This is a genomic window from Streptomyces sp. NPDC079167 (genome assembly GCF_040686735.1).
Taxonomy (GTDB): domain Bacteria; phylum Actinomycetota; class Actinomycetes; order Streptomycetales; family Streptomycetaceae; genus Streptomyces.
In genome coordinates this window covers 1-15369 of record NZ_JBFBLO010000006.1, presented here as the reverse complement: position 1 = coordinate 15369, position 15369 = coordinate 1, and the positions used below count along the sequence as shown (strand labels likewise).

Genomic DNA, 15369 nt, shown 5'->3' with positions numbered 1-15369 from the left:
CCAGCGTGCCGGGCCGGGCGCGCCCACGCCATGGGGTTCGTGGGTGAGGCCGAGTAGGGATAACCCCACCTCGCGTGGCGTCCGCCGCCCCACCTGTTCCGCGACGCGGCTGCTTACCGTCCCTTTAACAGGGCCTAGACTCCCGTGCGTACAGACCGTCGAACAGGTTGAGGGAGCGAGGGGCGGACGTGGCGGACGTGCCGGGACCGACCGTTCTCGCGTCGGACTACTTCCAGAGCTACTCAGTGGTCGGACTGCTCGCCCTGGTGGGCGTGGTGTTCGTCGCCGTCGCCTTCGGGGCCGGCCGGCTGCTCAGGCCCGTGGTCCCGACGCCGGAGAAACTCCTCACGTACGAGTGCGGCGTGGACCCCGTGGGAGAGGGCTGGGCCCACACCCAGGTTCGCTATTACGTGTACGCCTTCCTGTACGTGATCTTCGCCGTCGACTCGATCTTCCTGTTCCCGTGGGCGACGGTCTTCGCGGCCCCCGGATACGGGGCGACGACGCTGGTGGAGATGTTCATCTTCCTCGGTTTCCTGGCCGTGGGACTGCTCTACGCATGGAAGAAGGGCGTCCTCGAATGGGCGTGACGAGCCGGCCGAACCCCGAACCCCCCGTGTCGCTGCCCGACCCGACGCCGCTGCCCGAGCCGAAGAGGCTCGGGGTGCTGTCCCGGCTCGCGCCCGAACCGATGAAGGTGGTCCTCAACTGGGGCCGCCGTTACAGCCTGTGGGTCTTCAACTTCGGACTCGCCTGCTGCGCCATCGAATTCATCGCCGCCTCCATGGCGCGGCACGACTTCATCCGGCTCGGCGTCATCCCCTTCGCGCCCGGCCCACGGCAGGCCGACCTGATGGTCGTCTCCGGCACGGTGACGGACAAGATGGCCCCAGCCGTGAAGCGGCTCTACGAGCAGATGCCCGAGCCGAAGTACGTCATCTCCTTCGGCGCCTGCTCCAACTGCGGCGGGCCGTACTGGGATTCGTACTCCGTGACGAAGGGCGTCGACCAGATCATCCCCGTCGACGTCTACGTCCCCGGCTGCCCGCCCCGGCCCGAGGCGCTCCTGCAGGGCATCCTCAAGCTCCAGGAGAAGATCGCCCGCGAATCGCTGGCCGAGCGGTACAGCACCGAGGACACGGCCCGCCCGTCGGCCGCCGCCCTGCGCAGCGGTCTCGTCGAGGCCCCGAAGACGCCGGGGGAGGAGGGGAAGTGAGCGCCCCGGACCTCTACAGCACGCTGCCCGACGCCGTCACCGAAGTCTTCGGCGCGGACGCCACCGCCGCGCACGCGTACGACCTGCTGACCGTCGACGTCCCGGCCGCCTCCTGGACGGCCGCCCTCGAAACGGCCCGCGACGAGCTGGGCTGCACCTACTTCGACTGGCTGAGCGCCGTCGACGAACCGGGCACCGGCTTCCGTGTCTGCGCCCATGTCGCGGCCCTCGGCGGGGGCACGGTCCGGCGCCTGCTGGTCCGTACGACCGTCCCGCACGACGCTGCCACCCTGCCCACCGCCGTCGGCGTCTACGCGGGCGCCGCGTGGCACGAGCGTGAGACGCACGAGATGTTCGGTATCGGCTTCGAGGACCATCCCCATCTGGTCCCGCTGCTGCTGCCCGAGAGCTTCGAGGGCCACCCGTTGCGGAAGGACTTCGTCCTGGCGGCCCGGGTCGCCAAGGCCTGGCCGGGGGCGAAGGAGCCGGGAGAGTCCGAACACGGCGGACCCAAGCGGCGGACCATGCTGCCCCCGGGGGTGCCCGACCCCAACGAATGGGGCCCGCTCAAGGGACAGCTCCCGCCCGCACCGGCCCGTCCCGCCCGAGGGGCCCGCGCGGCGGGGGACCGCCCGGCGCGCCGGGCCCGCAGCGCGAGCGAGGGCTCGGCGGCCCAGCGGCCGGACGCGGCCGAGCCCCCGCAGCCGGCGGCGCCCCCGCGCCGTAGCCGCAGCGCCTCCCAGGGCTCGGCGAGTCAGCAGCCACCGGCGACCCCGACGCCGGGCACAGCCAAGGACGCACCGTGGCACGACGCCCGCCCGGCATTCGCCGAACCGTCCGGCGATGCTCGTGACTCCGCTGAGGCTCGTGACTCCGGCGAACCGGGTGAATCCCAGGCGCTCCGGGGTCATGAACCGTCCGGCGAGGCTCGTGACTCCGCTGAGGCTCGTGAGTCCGGCGAACCGGGTGAATCCCAGGCGCTCCGGGGTCATGAACCGTCCGGCGAGGCTCGTGACTCCGGCGAACCCGGTGAATCCCAGCCCCTCCGGCGTTTGAGGAGCGGGGGCCCGGGGGCGGAGCCCCCGGTTCGGGAAGGGGCGGGTAGGGGAGAAGCCCCGCGCAGCGGCACCCCCGACACCCCTGCCCCCGACACCGCCGCCCCCGAACCTCCGGCCGAGCAGACCCCCGATGCACCGGACACTCCTGAGGCACCGGACACCCCCGAGACCCCCCAACCCCCCGACACCCCCGCCGGAGGCGATACCGCGTGAACGACGTACTCGACGTCGCCCTCCGCCTCGTCATCGTCTTCGCCGTGTTCATGGTCGTCCCGCTGGTCGTCGGACAGGCCGAACACAAGGTGATGGCCCACATGCAGGGCCGCCTCGGCCCGATGTACGCCGGCGGGTTCCACGGCTGGGCGCAGCTCGTCGCGGACGGGGTGAAGTTCGCGCAGAAGGAAGACGTCGTACCGGCCGCAGCGGACCGCCGCATCTTCCAGCTGGCGCCCGCCGTCGCCCTGCTCCCCTACCTCCTGGTTCTCGTAGCCATCCCGATCGGACCCAGCGAGGGCGCGGTCGGCCAGGTCGTGGACGCGGGCATCTTCTTCGTGCTCGCCGTCATGGGTGTCGGTGTGCTCGGCTCGCTGATGGCGGGCTGGGCCTCGGCCAACAAGTTCTCCCTCCTCGGCGGTCTCCGCACCGCCGCACAGCTCCTCGCGTACGAACTGCCCATGCTGCTCGCCGCCGCCTCCGTGGCCATGGCCGCCGGCACCGTATCGCTCCCCGGCATCCTCAACGCCTTCGAGTGGTGGTGGCTGCCCTGGCAGATCGTCGGGGCGCTCGTCTTCTTCGTGGCAGGGCTCGCCGAACTCCAGCGTCCGCCCTTCGACATGCCGGTCGCCGACTCGGAGATCATCTTCGGGGCGTACACCGAGTACACGGGACTCCGCTTCGCACTGTTCCTGCTCGCCGAGTACGCCGGGATCGTCGTCCTTTGCGGCCTGACGACCGTCCTGTTCCTCGGCGGCTGGCACGGACCGCTCGGCGCGGACGGGCTCGGCTGGGTCTGGACCCTGCTCAAGACCGGCGTTCTCGCGTTCGTCGTCATCTGGCTCCGGGTCACCTACCCCCGTCTGCGCGAGGACCAGTTGCAGAAGCTCGCCTGGACCACGCTCATCCCCCTCGCTCTCGCGCAGATCGCGCTCACCGGCATCGTGAAGGTGGCGATCAACTAGTGCCCCCGATCCCCGGCTCAGGCCTGGCCAAGGGTCTCGCCGTCACCCTGCGGACCATGACGAAGCGCACGGTCACCGCGCAGTACCCGGACGTCCAGCCCGAACTGCCGCCCCGTACCCGGGGCGTCATCGGACTGTTCGAGGAGAACTGCACGGTCTGCATGCTCTGCGCCCGTGAATGCCCCGACTGGTGCATCTACATCGACTCACACAAGGAGACGGTGCCCCCGGCCGCCCCCGGCGGCCGTGAGCGCAGCCGCAACGTCCTGGACCGCTTCGCGATCGACTTCGCCCTGTGCATGTACTGCGGTATCTGCATCGAGGTCTGTCCTTTCGACGCGCTGTTCTGGTCACCCGAGTTCGAGTACGCGGAGACGGACATCCACGAACTCACCCACGAGCGGGACAAGCTCCGCGAGTGGATGTGGACCGTCCCCGAGCCGCCCGCGCTCGACCCAGGAGCCGAGGAGCCCAAGGAGATCGCCGCCGCCCGCAAGACGGCCGACAAGCTCCAGGCCCAGGAGACCCAGGCGGCGGAGGAGGCCCGAGCGGCGCGGGAAGCCGAGCGGGCCCGGCCGGGTCGGACACCGGAAGGGGAGGGCCAGGAATGACCCTCGCCACTACGGCCGCCCACCCCGGTTTCCTCTCACCCACCGGCGTCGAGATCGCCTTCCTCCTGGTCGGACTCACCACCCTCGGCGCGGCTCTCATCACGGTCACGACCAAGCAACTCGTGCACGCGGCCCTCTGGCTCGTCGTCGCCCTCGGCGGCATAGCGGTGGAGTACCTCCTCCTCACCGCCGAGTTCATCGCATGGGTCCAGGTGCTGATCTACGTCGGTTCCATCGTGGTCCTCCTCCTCTTCGGACTGATGCTCACCAGGGCCCCCATCGGCCGCTCCCCGGACGCCGACTCGGGCAACCGGTGGGTCGCCCTCGGCGCTTCCGTCGCCGCTGCGGGCGCCCTCGTCTGGGTCGTCGTGGACGCCTTCCGGACGACCTGGATCGATCTGGACGGTCCCGCCCAGGGCTCCACCAAGGCCTCGGGAGAGTTCCTCTTCCGGCACTGGGTGCTCCCCTTCGAAGCACTCTCCGTCCTGCTGCTCGCCGCCCTCGTCGGCGCGATCGTCCTGTCCCGCAAGGCCCGCCAGGACAAGCAGGCCCGCCGGGACAAGCAGGCCCGCCGGGACAAGCAGGCCCGCCGGGACAAGCAGGCCCGTCAGGACAAGCAGGCCCGCCGGGACCAGCAGAGCCGTCCGCTCCAGCAGGTCCGCCCCGCCACCGACCGGGAGGACCAGAGCTGATGCACCTCGCCTATCCCGCGGTCCTCGCCGTCCTCCTCTTCTGCACCGGCCTCTACGGCGTCCTCGCCCGCCGCAACGCGATCCTCGTCCTGATGTCCGTCGAGCTCATGCTCAACGCCGTCAACCTCAACCTGGTCGCCTTCGACGTCTGGCTCCGCGACGCACTCCACGCCGGCCAGGCCCTCACGCTCTTCACGATCGCCATCGCCGCCGCCGAGATCGGCATCGGCCTCGCCATCGTCCTGGCCGTCCACCGCAACCGCGGCAGCTCGGACGTCGACCGCCTCCGCGACACCGCGGAGACCGACGACGCCGAGACGCTCCCCGACGACGCGGATGACGCGGACGCCGCGGACGGCGACGTCCGGGACACCACCGCAGACCAGGCCACTGCTCCGGCAGGGAAGGCAAAGAAGGCAGAGGCCACCGCGTGACCACCACGACCCTCGCCGTCCTCGTCCCCCTCCTCCCCTTCCTGGGCGCCGCCGCGGGACTGCTCCTGGGCCGGACCGCACCCGGCTTCGTCCGTCCCCTCGCCGTGCTGCCGACCCTCGCCGCCGCCGTCCTCGCCGTCCTCGTCGCCGCCCGCCAGGGAGGCGGCCGGCCCATCGACGCGGCGACCCAGCTGACCCCCACCGGCTCGGTCCCCATCGACCTGGCCCTGCACCTGGACGGCTTCGCCGTCCTCGTAGCCGTGCTCGTCGGCCTCGTGGCCACCTGCGTACAGATCTACTCGACGGCCTATCTCAAGGACGACGTCCGCTACCCGTCGTACGCGGCCCTCGTCTCCCTCTTCACCTCCGCGATGCTGCTCGTCGTCTACTCCGGCGACCTGATGGTGCTCCTGGTCGGCTGGGAGATCATGGGCATCTGCTCGTACTTCCTCGTCGGCCACTACTGGGAGACCCCCGAGGCGCGCGCCGCCTCCCTCAAGGCCTTCCTCGTCACCAAGCTCGGCGACGTGCCCTTCCTCATCGGCCTGTTCGCACTCGCCGCCGACACCGGCACCTTCCGGATCACGGGGATCCTGGCCGCCGTCACCAACGGCGGAATCGACCACCCCACCCTCATCGCCCTGCTGCTCCTCGCCGGTGTCGCGGGCAAGTCCGCGCAGTTTCCCCTGCACACCTGGCTGCCCGACGCGATGGCCGGCCCCACCCCCGTCTCCGCACTCATCCACGCCGCGACGATGGTCGCCGCCGGCATCTACTTCGTGGCCCGGCTCCTCCCCGTCTTCGCGGCCTCCGGCGCCGCCCTGGTCGTCCTGGCCGTCATGGCGGCCGTCACGATGATCGGCTCCGGACTCGCCGCACTCGCACAGGACGACATCAAGCGCGTCCTCGCCTACTCGACCATCGGCCAGCTGGGCTACATGTCCGGCGCCCTCGCCGTGGGCGACCGCGGGGCCGCCGTCTTCCACCTCCTGTCGCACGGTGCGTTCAAAGCCGTCCTCTTCCTCGCGGCGGGCGTCGTCATCCACGCGGCCGGTACCAACTCACTCGCCGCCATGTCCCGCATGGGCGGGCTGGCGAAGCGCATCCCCGACGCCTACTGGACGATGACCGTCGCTCTCCTCGCGCTCGCCGCCATCCCGCCGTTCGCCGGCTTCTTCTCCAAGGAAGCCGTCCTCGTCGCCGCCGAGCACACCGCCTTCGGCGACCGTGACGTCGCCCCCGCGGCGGCCGGCTGGACGATCCTCGTCGCCGGACTCGCCGCCGCGGTCCTCACCGCCGCCTACGCCACCCGGCTGTGGCTCCTCGCCTTCCGCGGCCGAGGCCCCGAGGCCCCCGACCACGGCAGGCAGCCCGTCGCGATGACCTCCGTCCTCTGGGTCCTCGCCGTCCCCACCATGGCCTTCGGTCTCACTGCCGGCGTCCTCACCGACTGGTTCGACGGACACAGCCTCACCCCGTCCCTCACGACCGCCGTCCTCTCCACCGGCGTCGGACTCGTCGGCGGACTCGTCACCTACGGGGCATGGCGCCACACCACGGCGCTCGCCGACCGTCCCCCGGTCGGCGCGGTGGCCGCCCATCCCGACGCCGAACCCGCCCTCGTGGAGGCCGAGGCGATCACCTCGCACACCGCGGCGTACGGCACGATCGCGGACGCCCCGGACCCGTCGGACCCCGGCCGGCTCCTGCTGGGCCCGCTGCACCGCCACGCGGTCACCGGATTCCATCTCGACGCCCTGTACACGGCGCTGTTCGTCCGCCCCGTGGCCGGCGCCGCGCGGCTCGTCCGCTTCCTGGACCGTGAGGTCGTGGACACCTACGTACACGGCTCGGGCAGCATCGCCCGCGCACTCGGCACCCCGGTCCGCCGCGCCCAGACCGGCAACGTGCAGACCTACCTCGGCGCGCTGCTCGCCGGAACCCTTGTCCTGGCGATCGCCGCCGTCGTCTTTGCCAACGTCTACGCCGGGGCGTGAGCCGTGTTCGATATCAGCGCATCCGTGATGCAGTTCCTTCTGGCGTTCATCGTCGCCGGCCCGCTCCTCGGCGCGGCCGCCGCACTCCTGCCCGCACCGCCCGGCCTCAAGGGCAGGAACCCCGACCAGGCCGTCCTCCGCCACGGCGTGACCGTCACCGGGGCCGTACTCCTCGCCACGCTCGTCCTGGCCGCCGGCTTCGACCACGACCACCCGTCGAAGATGCAGGCCACCACGGACATCAGCTGGATCCCGGCACTGGACGTCCGGATCCACCTCGGCACCGACGGCATCTCGCTCCCCCTACTCGTACTGACCGCGCTGCTGACCTTCCTCTGCGCGCTCCACAGCTACTTCAAGCTCCCCGCAGGCCCCTCCCCGAAGGCCTTCGTCGCCCTGGTCCTCGTCCTCGAGTCCGGCACCCTCGCGACCTTCGCCGTCCTCGACCTGCTGCTGTTCTTCCTGGCCTTCGAGATGGTCCTCATCCCGATGTACTTCCTCATCGCCCGCTGGGGCGGCGACCGGAAGCAGCCCGCCGCCTGGAAGTTCATCCTCTACACGCTGCTCGGTTCCGTGATCATGCTGCTCGGGCTGCTCCTCATCGGACTGAAGAGCGGCACCTTCGACATGGTGGCACTCGCCACTGACAACGGCCGGGGCCTCACCACACCCGTGCAGGTCATCGCCGTACTGGCCGTCGGGGTCGGGCTCGCCGTGAAGACCCCGATGTGGCCCCTGCACAGCTGGCTCCCCGACGCCCACACCGCAGCCCCGACCATCGGCTCCGTGCTCCTCGCCGGCGTACTGCTGAAGATGGGTACATACGGCTTCGTCCGCATCCTGCTCCCCGCCACCCCCGACGGCATGCAGACCTTCGCGCCGTACCTCGCGGCGTTCGCCGTCGTCGGGATCATCTACGGTTCCCTCGCCTGCCTGGCCCTCGCGCGCCCCGGCGCCAAGGGCGACCTCAAGCGCCTGATCGCCTACTCCTCCGTGGGCCACATGGGCTTCGTGCTCCTCGGCATCGCGACCATGACCCCCACCGGCGTGAACGGCGCGCTCTTCGCGAACATCGCCCACGGCCTCATCACCGGCCTGCTGTTCTTCCTGGTCGGCGCCGTCAAGGACCGCTACGGCACGGCGGACCTCGACACTCTGTCCGGTGCCACCGGAGCCGCTCTCTACGGCCGCGCGCCCCGGCTCGGCGGCCTCCTCGCCTTCGCCGCCGTCGCCTCGCTCGGACTCCCGGGCCTCGCCGGCTTCTGGGGCGAGATGCTCACCCTGTTCGGCGCCTTCGACCCCGCCGAAGGGCTCAGCCGCCCGGCCTTCCTCACCTTCATGTCCATCGGCGCCCTCGGCACCCTGCTCACGGCCGCGTACATGCTGATCGTCGTACGCCGCGTCTGCATGGGCGAGCACCGTGAGCAGCAGCCCGTCGCCGACATCCAGCGCTACGAAGTCGCCGCCTGGACCCCGCTCGCCGCCCTGACCGTCCTCGCCGGCCTCTGGCCCGCCGTCCTCCTCGGCCTCACCGACCCGGCCGTGCAGAAGCTCCTCGCAGGAGGCAAGTCGTGACCGTGGCAGCCGGCAGCGCAACCGGGGCGGCGAGCCTCGTCCAGTCCGTCGACTGGCTCGCGATCGCGCCTCCCGTCATCGCGGCGTCCGTGGCCCTGCTCGTCCTCGTCGCCGATCTCTTCGTCAGCGAACGGCGCAAGCCGCTGCTCGGCTACGGAGCCGTGGCCGGGCTCGTCGCCGCGTTCGCCATGCTCGTCCCGCTGCGTGCCGGGGACCGCTCCACCTTCTGCCTCACCGACGGCACCCAGGCGTGCAGCTACACCGCCGACCACTTCGCGGTCGTCATCCAGGCACTCGTGCTCGGCGGAGCCCTGCTCACCGCGCTGCTGTCGATCGGCGAAACCCGTAAGCTCCCCGCGGGCGAGTTCTGGTTCCTGCTGCTGTCCTCCGCGGCCGGAGCCGCGCTCCTCCCCGCCGCCCGGGACCTCGCCACCCTCGTCGTCGCCCTCGAAGTCGCGTCGCTGCCCGCGTTCGCCCTCGTCGGGATCAAGCGCGGCGACCGCCGTTCCTCCGAGGCGGCCCTGAAGTTCTTCCTGTCCTCCGTCGTCGCCACCGCCGTGATGCTCCTGGGCGTCAGCTTCGTCTACGCGACCACCGGCACGATGCACCTCACGGAGATCGCCGCCCGCCTCGACGACGTACCGGGCCGGTTCTCCACCCTCGCCGAGGCAGGCGTCATCCTCACACTCGTCGGATTCGCCTTCAAGACGGCGGCGGCGCCGTTCCACTTCTGGGTCCCCGACACCTATGTGGGAGCACCGCTCCCCATCGCCGCCTACCTCTCCGTCGTCGGCAAGGCCGTCGGCTTCTCCGGCCTCGTCCTCGTCACGGTGATCGCCTTCCCGTCGTACGCCGACGTCTGGGGCCCCGCCCTGGCCGTCCTCGCCGCGCTCACCATGACCGTCGGCAACGTCGCCGCACTCCGGCAGACCGCCACCCGCGCCCGTAGCGCCGTACGCCTCCTCGCCTGGTCGTCCGTCGGACAGGCGGGTTACCTCCTCGTCCCCATCGCCGCCGCCGCGTACTCCAGCGACACCCAGATCGGCTCGACCGTCGCCTACGCCCTCATGTACGCCGTGGTGAACCTCGGAGCCTTCGCGGTGGCCGCCCTGGTCGCCCGGAGCCGCCCCGGCAACCGCCTGAGCGACTACCGGGGCCTGTACGCCACCCGGCCCCTGGCCGCGCTCGCCATGGGCTTCTTCCTGCTCTGCCTGGCAGGCCTGCCGCCCGGCATCATCGGCCTCTTCGCCAAGGTCACCGTCTTCTCCTCGGCCGTCGACGCCGGGCTCGGCTGGCTGGCCGTCGTCATGGCCGTCAACGTGGTGATCGCGCTGTACTACTACCTCCGGTGGACTGCCGCGCTGTTCAGCACCCCGGAGCCGGCCCCTGCATCCGAGGACTCGTCCAGGGCCCTCGGACTCCAGGTCCCCGCCCCGCTCACCCTGGCGATCGTCCTCACCGCCGTAGCCGGAATCACACTGTCCGGCGCCCCCCAGCTCATCCTCCGTTTCGCCACCCTCAGCCTCTTCTGACCGGATCCGACCAGCTTGCCCGTGCGGCCACGCACAGGGCATGGTCATGCGTGCACGCGTCACGTACCGGAGCGCGCGGGACGAGCACACACGGAAGAGCACAGAGGAGTCAGAGCGGTGCTGAACGGGTTCAAGGACTTCATCCTTCGCGGGAACGTCATCTCCATGGCCATCGGCCTCGCCGTGGGAGCGGCCTTCACCGCGGTGGTCACCGGCTTCAGCAACGCGTTCATCGTGCCGCTCATCGGCCTGTTCACCCGCGGCACCGGCGACTTCAGCAAGGCCTCGTACAGCGTCGACGGAGTGACGTTCCCCTACGGCCTCTTCGTCAGCGCCGCCATCGCCTTCCTCATCACCGCCGCGGTCCTCTACTTCCTGGTCGTCCTGCCCATGGCCAAGGTCCAGAACCGCTTCACGACCAAGGAGGAGGAGAAGAAGGCCGACATCAAGGCCGCGCTGCGCGACTGCCCGCACTGCTACAGCGAGATCCCCTCCATCGCCAGCCGCTGCGCCCACTGCACCAGCGAGGTCGAGCCGGACGCTGAAGCCCGCGCGCTCGCAGGGCTCCCCGCCCAGCGCTGACCTGCCGCCGCCGGCCCTCCCCGGCCCGCGCAGGCGCGCCCACCCGTACGGCCCAGGGGCGGATCCGACCGGATCCGCCCCTGCTGCCTGTGCCCCCGGCCACCTCGCACAAGGGAACTAGCTTCCGTCGCCTCGCGTTGACCTGTACGGGAGGCTCCACTGGGGAGTGGAGCACCACCGAGCAAGGGTTCCCCTGCTGCACCACTTGGAGGGCGTACCGTGCACCGCCGGCACAACGGGCTGAAAACCGCTGTACTCCTCGGGGGCCTCTCGGCCCTCATCATCGTCATCGGCAGTTTCTTCGGACGGACCGGCCTGATCGTGGCCCTCCTCGTCGCGCTCGCCACGAACGCCTACGCGTACTGGAACAGCGACAAGCTCGCCCTGCGCGCCATGCGGGCACGCCCGGTCAGCGAATTCGAGGCGCCGCGGCTCTACCGCACGGTCCGCGAGCTCTCTACGGCGGCCCGCCAGCCCATGCCCCGGCTCTACATCTCCCCGACGCAGGCACCCAACGCCTTCGCCACCGGGCGCAACCCGCGCAACGCCGCCGTGTGCTGCACCGAAGGGATCCTGCAGATCCTCGACGAGCGCGAGCTGCGCGGTGTCCTCGGCCACGAGCTCAGCCACGTCTACAACCGCGACATCCTCATCTCGTCGGTCGCGGGCGCCCTCGCCTCTGTGGTCATGTTCCTGGTCAACTTCGCATGGCTCATCCCCGTCGGCAGGTCCGACGACGACGACGACGACGGCCCCGGCTTCCTCGGGATGCTTCTGATCATGATCCTCGGCCCGCTCGCCGCCTCCGTGATCCAGCTCGCCGTGAGCCGCTCCCGTGAGTACCAGGCCGACGCGTCCGGGGCCCAGCTCACCGGGGACCCGCTCGCCCTGGCGTCCGCCCTGCGCAAGCTCGACGCCGGGACCAAGCAGCTTCCGCTCCCACCCGAACCACGGATCGAGACCGCGAGTCACATGATGATCGCGAACCCGTTCCGTCCCGGCCAGGGCATGTCCAAGATGTTCTCCACCCACCCGCCCATGGCCGAACGCATCGCCCGACTCGAGCAGATGGCAGGGTATCGACCGTGAACGCAATCCTGAACGTCATTTGGCTGATCCTGTGCGGACTGTGGATGTTCCTCGGCTACCTCGCCGCGGGGCTCCTGCTCTGCATCACGATCATCGGTATCCCCTTCGGCGTGGCCGCGTTCCGTATCGGCGTCTACGCCCTCTGGCCCTTCGGCCGCACCGTGGTCGACCGTCGCGACGCGGGCGGCGGATCCCTCATCGGCAACGTCCTCTGGGTGATCCTGGCCGGCTGGTGGCTCGCCCTCGGCCACATCTTCACCGGCATCGCCCTGTGCGTCACGATCATCGGCATCCCCCTGGGCATCGCGAACTTCAAGCTCATCCCGGTCTCGCTGATGCCCTTCGGCAAGGAGATCGTCCCCACGGACCAGCCGTTCGCCGCCCGCTAGCCGGACGGCCCGGGCAACCGCACCCGTCCCCGCAAGCGTCCTGGCTTGCAGGAACGAGTGACGGGTAGGTACGCGAACATGAGCATCATCAGCTGGATCATCCTCGGGCTGCTGGCCGGAGCAATAGCCAAGTTTCTCCTGCCGGGCCGCGACCCCGGCGGCATCATCGGCACGACCCTCATCGGCATCGTGGGCGCCTTCCTCGGGGGCTGGCTGTCTTCCCGCTTCCTCGACCGCCCCATCAGCACGGACTTCTACGACACGGCCACCTGGGTGGCTGCCATCGCCGGATCACTTGTCCTGCTGATCGCCTACCGGCTGCTCTTCGGCAACTCCCGCGACCGCCGCTGACCCGGCGCCCGCCGGCCCCTCCGGACACGGCTACGGGGCGGGCCATGCCGACCGGCACGCCCCGCCCCGCCCACGACCCGCTGCACGCGCAAGCGGACCGTCTACCGGTAGTTGGCGAACTGCACCGCGAAGTCGAGGTCCTTGCCCTTGATCAGCGCCTGCACCGCCTGCAGGTCGTCCCGGCTCTTGGAGCTGACCCGCAGCTCCTCGCCCTGGACCTGCGCCTTGACGCCCTTCGGGCCCTCATCACGAATGATCTTCGCCACCTTCTTGGCGTTCTCCTGGGAGATGCCCTCCTCGATCGTGGCGAAGATCTTGTACTCCTTGCCGGAAAGCTGCGGCTCACCCGCGTCCAGCGACTTCAGCGAGATCCCGCGCTTGATCAGCTTGGACTGGAAGATGTCGAGGATCGCCTTGACCCGCTCCTCGCCGTTCGCCTCCATCAGGATCTTCTCGCCGGACCAGGAGATCGACGCGCCCGTCCCCTTGAAGTCGTAGCGCTGGGAGATCTCCTTGGTGGTTTGGTTGAGGGCGTTGTCGACCTCCTGCCGCTCGACCTTCGAGACGATGTCGAAACTGGAGTCGGCCATGACGTGTGGCTCCTTGCGTCGTATGCGTTGGGGTACGGCACAAAGCCTAGCCACCCGCGCGCGTCCGGTGCTGATCAATCAGGTGGCGGAGCACCCCCGGGCATCAGGTATCGTTTACGACGTCGCCAAGGACCCCCATCCGGGATCCGACGCGTCGTTCCAGGCGGTGTGCCCGAGTGGCCAAAGGGAGCAGACTGTAAATCTGCCGGCTCAGCCTACCCAGGTTCGAACCCTGGCGCCGCCACAGGACGGGAAACCCCGTCCGACCTGATTGAACCCAGGTCGGGCGGGGTTTTTTCGTGTGTGCCGTAGGGCCGGTGAACCGCCCGTGCCGGGCCTGCGTCCTCCCTGCTGACTGCCACGCCAGCCCGAGGGAGCACTCACCTTGACCGACAAGGACGTCCAGCAGACGGACGAGCGGGCTCACGGCCCGGGGCCCTGGTGGGCGGACCTCGGGACGTGGGGTGCCGTCGGGCTGATCGCCGTGGGCGGTCTCGGCGCGGTGTGGGTCTTCTTCCGGCTGCCCGGTACGTCCGAGGAGCTGGGGGCCGGTTACTACCAGGCCGCCAAGGTCGTCGCCATCGGGCTCGTGCTCGGGGGAAGCACCCTGGTGGGCCGGCGCCGTGCCCGGGGCGCCGCTCCCGAGGAGATGGCGGACAGGGCCGAGAGCCGCTGAGGACGCCGGAACGTCAGGCAGGAGCAGGGCTCACGGGCTCTGCCCTGCGGCGGGGCGGGAGGGGCGCCGCAGGAGGTAGAGACCGGCGCAGGTGACCAGGACGGCCATGCACGCGATGAAGACCAGCCCCGCGTCCTGGAGCCCGATGTGGTCCGAGAGGATGCCCACGCCGATCACCGGCAGCGAGATGCCCGCGTACGCCACGACGAACAGCGTCGAGATCACCGCCGCCCGGCTGCCCGCGGGCGATGCCGCCGCCACCCGGGACAGCGCCGCCCGGAATGCCAGCCCCTGGCCTGCGCCGCCGAGGAGCGCGCTCAGCACGATCAGGGGCAGCAGCTGCCACCGGAGTGCTGCCGCGAGCAGCACCAGGCCGCCCAGGAGGCCGGCGCAGCCCAGCGACAGTGACCGCCGCTCCCCGATCCTGCCGACCGCCGACTGGCCTCCCACCGAGGCGAAGAAGGCCAGCGCGACGATCAGACCGCTCACGGCGTGGTTGTCCACGTCCAGGAACTCGGAGAGGAACGCGGGGCTGACCGAGGTGAACACCCCGAACAGGGCGAACCCCACGAAGGAGGCGAGAGCCGCGGGCCCGAACACCTTCCGGACCTCGGGCGGCAGTCCGGGGCGCTGCGGGCGGACGGTACTCAGTGGGCGCCGCTCGCCGACGGTCTCCTTCAGGCCGAGCAACAGAGCCGCCGAAGCCGCCACCAGCACCAGGTGCACGATGAACGGCAGGTGCAGCGGCCAGGGGGCGTACTGCGCGAGGAGTCCGGCCAGCAGCGGCCCGCAGCCCAGACCGCCCATGTTGGCGGCCGTGGCCACGAACGAGGCTCTGGGGGAGCCCTTGCCGGGGGCCAGCTCCATGACGTACGCGGTGGCCGCCCCGGTGAACAGCCCCGCCGACAGGCCCGACAGGAGCCGTCCCGCGAAGAGCCAGCCCAGGGTGGTGGCGCAGAGGAAGCTGACGGCGCTCACCGCCGCGCAGCCCAGGCCCCACAGCAGCACAGGCCGTCTGCCCACCGCGTCGGAGGCGTTTCCGGCGAGCAGCAGCACCCCGATGACACCGAAGGCGTACACGGCGTAGACGACCGTCACCGTCAGCTCGGAGAACCCGAGTCTGTCCTGATAGAGGCTGTAGAGCGGGGTCGGCAGTGTCGTTCCCGCCATGCAGACGGCGAACACCGCCCCGCTGACGTAACAGGGGAGCCAGCCTCGGCTGTCCGGGCCACCGTTCATTCGCCCGACGGTAGCCCGCGGACGCTCCGGTGAGCCGCAACGCCTCGCGAGCCCGCCAGGAAAGCCCTAGGTCGTGTCTGACAAGTACTGCTTGAGGGACAGGGCGCTGATGTATCTGATGTGCGCTGGCCCCGTCGTGTGAGGGCGGGCTTGGGCCGCT

Annotated in this window: 17 protein-coding genes and 1 tRNA gene; 16 read left to right on the top strand and 2 right to left on the bottom strand. The window is 70.6% G+C overall.

Annotated features, from left to right (window positions below):
* Positions 1-188 precede the first annotated feature (188 nt).
* The 14 genes from AB0P41_RS14300 (at position 189) to AB0P41_RS14235 (ending at position 12704) form a co-directional block, all read left to right on the top strand.
* Positions 189-590 carry an NADH-quinone oxidoreductase subunit A gene (locus AB0P41_RS14300; protein ID WP_099173887.1) on the top strand — a complete coding sequence of 134 codons (402 nt, stop codon included), beginning with the start codon at positions 189-191 and terminating at the stop codon, positions 588-590.
* Positions 581-1216: an NADH-quinone oxidoreductase subunit B family protein gene (locus AB0P41_RS14295; protein WP_356707745.1), complete on the top strand. Its 636-nt coding sequence runs from the start codon at positions 581-583 to the stop codon at positions 1214-1216. Before AB0P41_RS14300 ends, AB0P41_RS14295 begins: the two co-directional genes overlap by 10 nt.
* A complete protein-coding gene (locus AB0P41_RS14290; protein WP_365932157.1) occupies positions 1213-2487 on the top strand; it encodes an NADH-quinone oxidoreductase subunit C in 1275 nt (424 codons plus the stop codon). The genes AB0P41_RS14295 and AB0P41_RS14290 overlap by 4 nt, the downstream gene beginning before the upstream one ends.
* Entirely contained in the window at positions 2484-3452 is a 969-nt protein-coding gene (locus AB0P41_RS14285) for a complex I subunit 1 family protein (RefSeq protein ID WP_356707743.1), read from the top strand. The genes AB0P41_RS14290 and AB0P41_RS14285 overlap by 4 nt, the downstream gene beginning before the upstream one ends.
* Positions 3452-4063: an NADH-quinone oxidoreductase subunit I gene (locus AB0P41_RS14280; RefSeq protein WP_365932154.1), complete on the top strand. Its 612-nt coding sequence runs from the start codon at positions 3452-3454 to the stop codon at positions 4061-4063. The genes AB0P41_RS14285 and AB0P41_RS14280 overlap by 1 nt, the downstream gene beginning before the upstream one ends.
* The gene (locus tag AB0P41_RS14275; protein WP_365932153.1) at positions 4060-4755 is read left to right on the top strand and encodes an NADH-quinone oxidoreductase subunit J; all 696 of its coding nucleotides are present in this window, start codon (positions 4060-4062) and stop codon (positions 4753-4755) included. Before AB0P41_RS14280 ends, AB0P41_RS14275 begins: the two co-directional genes overlap by 4 nt.
* Entirely contained in the window at positions 4755-5189 is a 435-nt protein-coding gene (gene nuoK / locus AB0P41_RS14270) for an NADH-quinone oxidoreductase subunit NuoK (protein ID WP_365932152.1), read from the top strand. The genes AB0P41_RS14275 and nuoK overlap by 1 nt, the downstream gene beginning before the upstream one ends.
* Positions 5186-7186: an NADH-quinone oxidoreductase subunit L gene (locus AB0P41_RS14265; protein ID WP_365932150.1), complete on the top strand. Its 2001-nt coding sequence runs from the start codon at positions 5186-5188 to the stop codon at positions 7184-7186. Before nuoK ends, AB0P41_RS14265 begins: the two co-directional genes overlap by 4 nt.
* A 27-nt stretch (positions 7187-7213) precedes the next feature.
* A complete protein-coding gene (locus AB0P41_RS14260; RefSeq protein WP_365932534.1) occupies positions 7214-8761 on the top strand; it encodes an NADH-quinone oxidoreductase subunit M in 1548 nt (515 codons plus the stop codon).
* The gene (locus tag AB0P41_RS14255; RefSeq protein WP_365932149.1) at positions 8758-10293 is read left to right on the top strand and encodes an NADH-quinone oxidoreductase subunit N; all 1536 of its coding nucleotides are present in this window, start codon (positions 8758-8760) and stop codon (positions 10291-10293) included. The genes AB0P41_RS14260 and AB0P41_RS14255 overlap by 4 nt, the downstream gene beginning before the upstream one ends.
* A gap of 117 nt (positions 10294-10410) precedes the next feature.
* The gene (mscL, locus tag AB0P41_RS14250) at positions 10411-10875 is read left to right on the top strand and encodes a large conductance mechanosensitive channel protein MscL (protein WP_356707737.1); all 465 of its coding nucleotides are present in this window, start codon (positions 10411-10413) and stop codon (positions 10873-10875) included.
* A 219-nt stretch (positions 10876-11094) separates the two neighbouring features.
* A complete protein-coding gene (gene htpX, locus AB0P41_RS14245) occupies positions 11095-11964 on the top strand; it encodes a zinc metalloprotease HtpX (protein ID WP_365932147.1) in 870 nt (289 codons plus the stop codon).
* The gene (locus AB0P41_RS14240; protein ID WP_365932146.1) at positions 11961-12353 is read left to right on the top strand and encodes a YccF domain-containing protein; all 393 of its coding nucleotides are present in this window, start codon (positions 11961-11963) and stop codon (positions 12351-12353) included. Before htpX ends, AB0P41_RS14240 begins: the two co-directional genes overlap by 4 nt.
* A gap of 78 nt (positions 12354-12431) precedes the next feature.
* On the top strand, positions 12432-12704 hold the full coding sequence (locus AB0P41_RS14235; RefSeq protein WP_053930260.1) for a GlsB/YeaQ/YmgE family stress response membrane protein: 273 nt from the start codon (positions 12432-12434) through the stop codon (positions 12702-12704).
* Positions 12705-12805: 101 nt separating this feature from the next.
* Here the strand turns inward: AB0P41_RS14235 and AB0P41_RS14230 are convergent, their stop codons facing one another.
* Positions 12806-13294, bottom strand: a complete 489-nt coding sequence (locus AB0P41_RS14230; RefSeq protein ID WP_356707734.1) for a YajQ family cyclic di-GMP-binding protein — start codon at positions 13292-13294, stop codon at positions 12806-12808.
* Positions 13295-13456: 162 nt separating this feature from the next.
* On the opposite strand from AB0P41_RS14230, the gene AB0P41_RS14225 reads away from it, so the two are divergent.
* Together AB0P41_RS14225 and AB0P41_RS14220 are read left to right on the top strand one after the other, a co-directional pair.
* Positions 13457-13538, top strand: a tRNA-Tyr gene (locus AB0P41_RS14225).
* 141 nt (positions 13539-13679) lie between these two features.
* Positions 13680-13970, top strand: a complete 291-nt coding sequence (locus tag AB0P41_RS14220; RefSeq protein WP_365932144.1) for a hypothetical protein — start codon at positions 13680-13682, stop codon at positions 13968-13970.
* 30 nt (positions 13971-14000) lie between these two features.
* Here AB0P41_RS14220 and AB0P41_RS14215 read toward each other — a convergent pair whose 3' ends face one another.
* Positions 14001-15209 (bottom strand): MFS transporter, encoded by a 1209-nt coding sequence (locus AB0P41_RS14215; RefSeq protein WP_365932142.1) that lies wholly within the window; start codon positions 15207-15209, stop codon positions 14001-14003.
* Positions 15210-15369 lie beyond the last annotated feature (160 nt).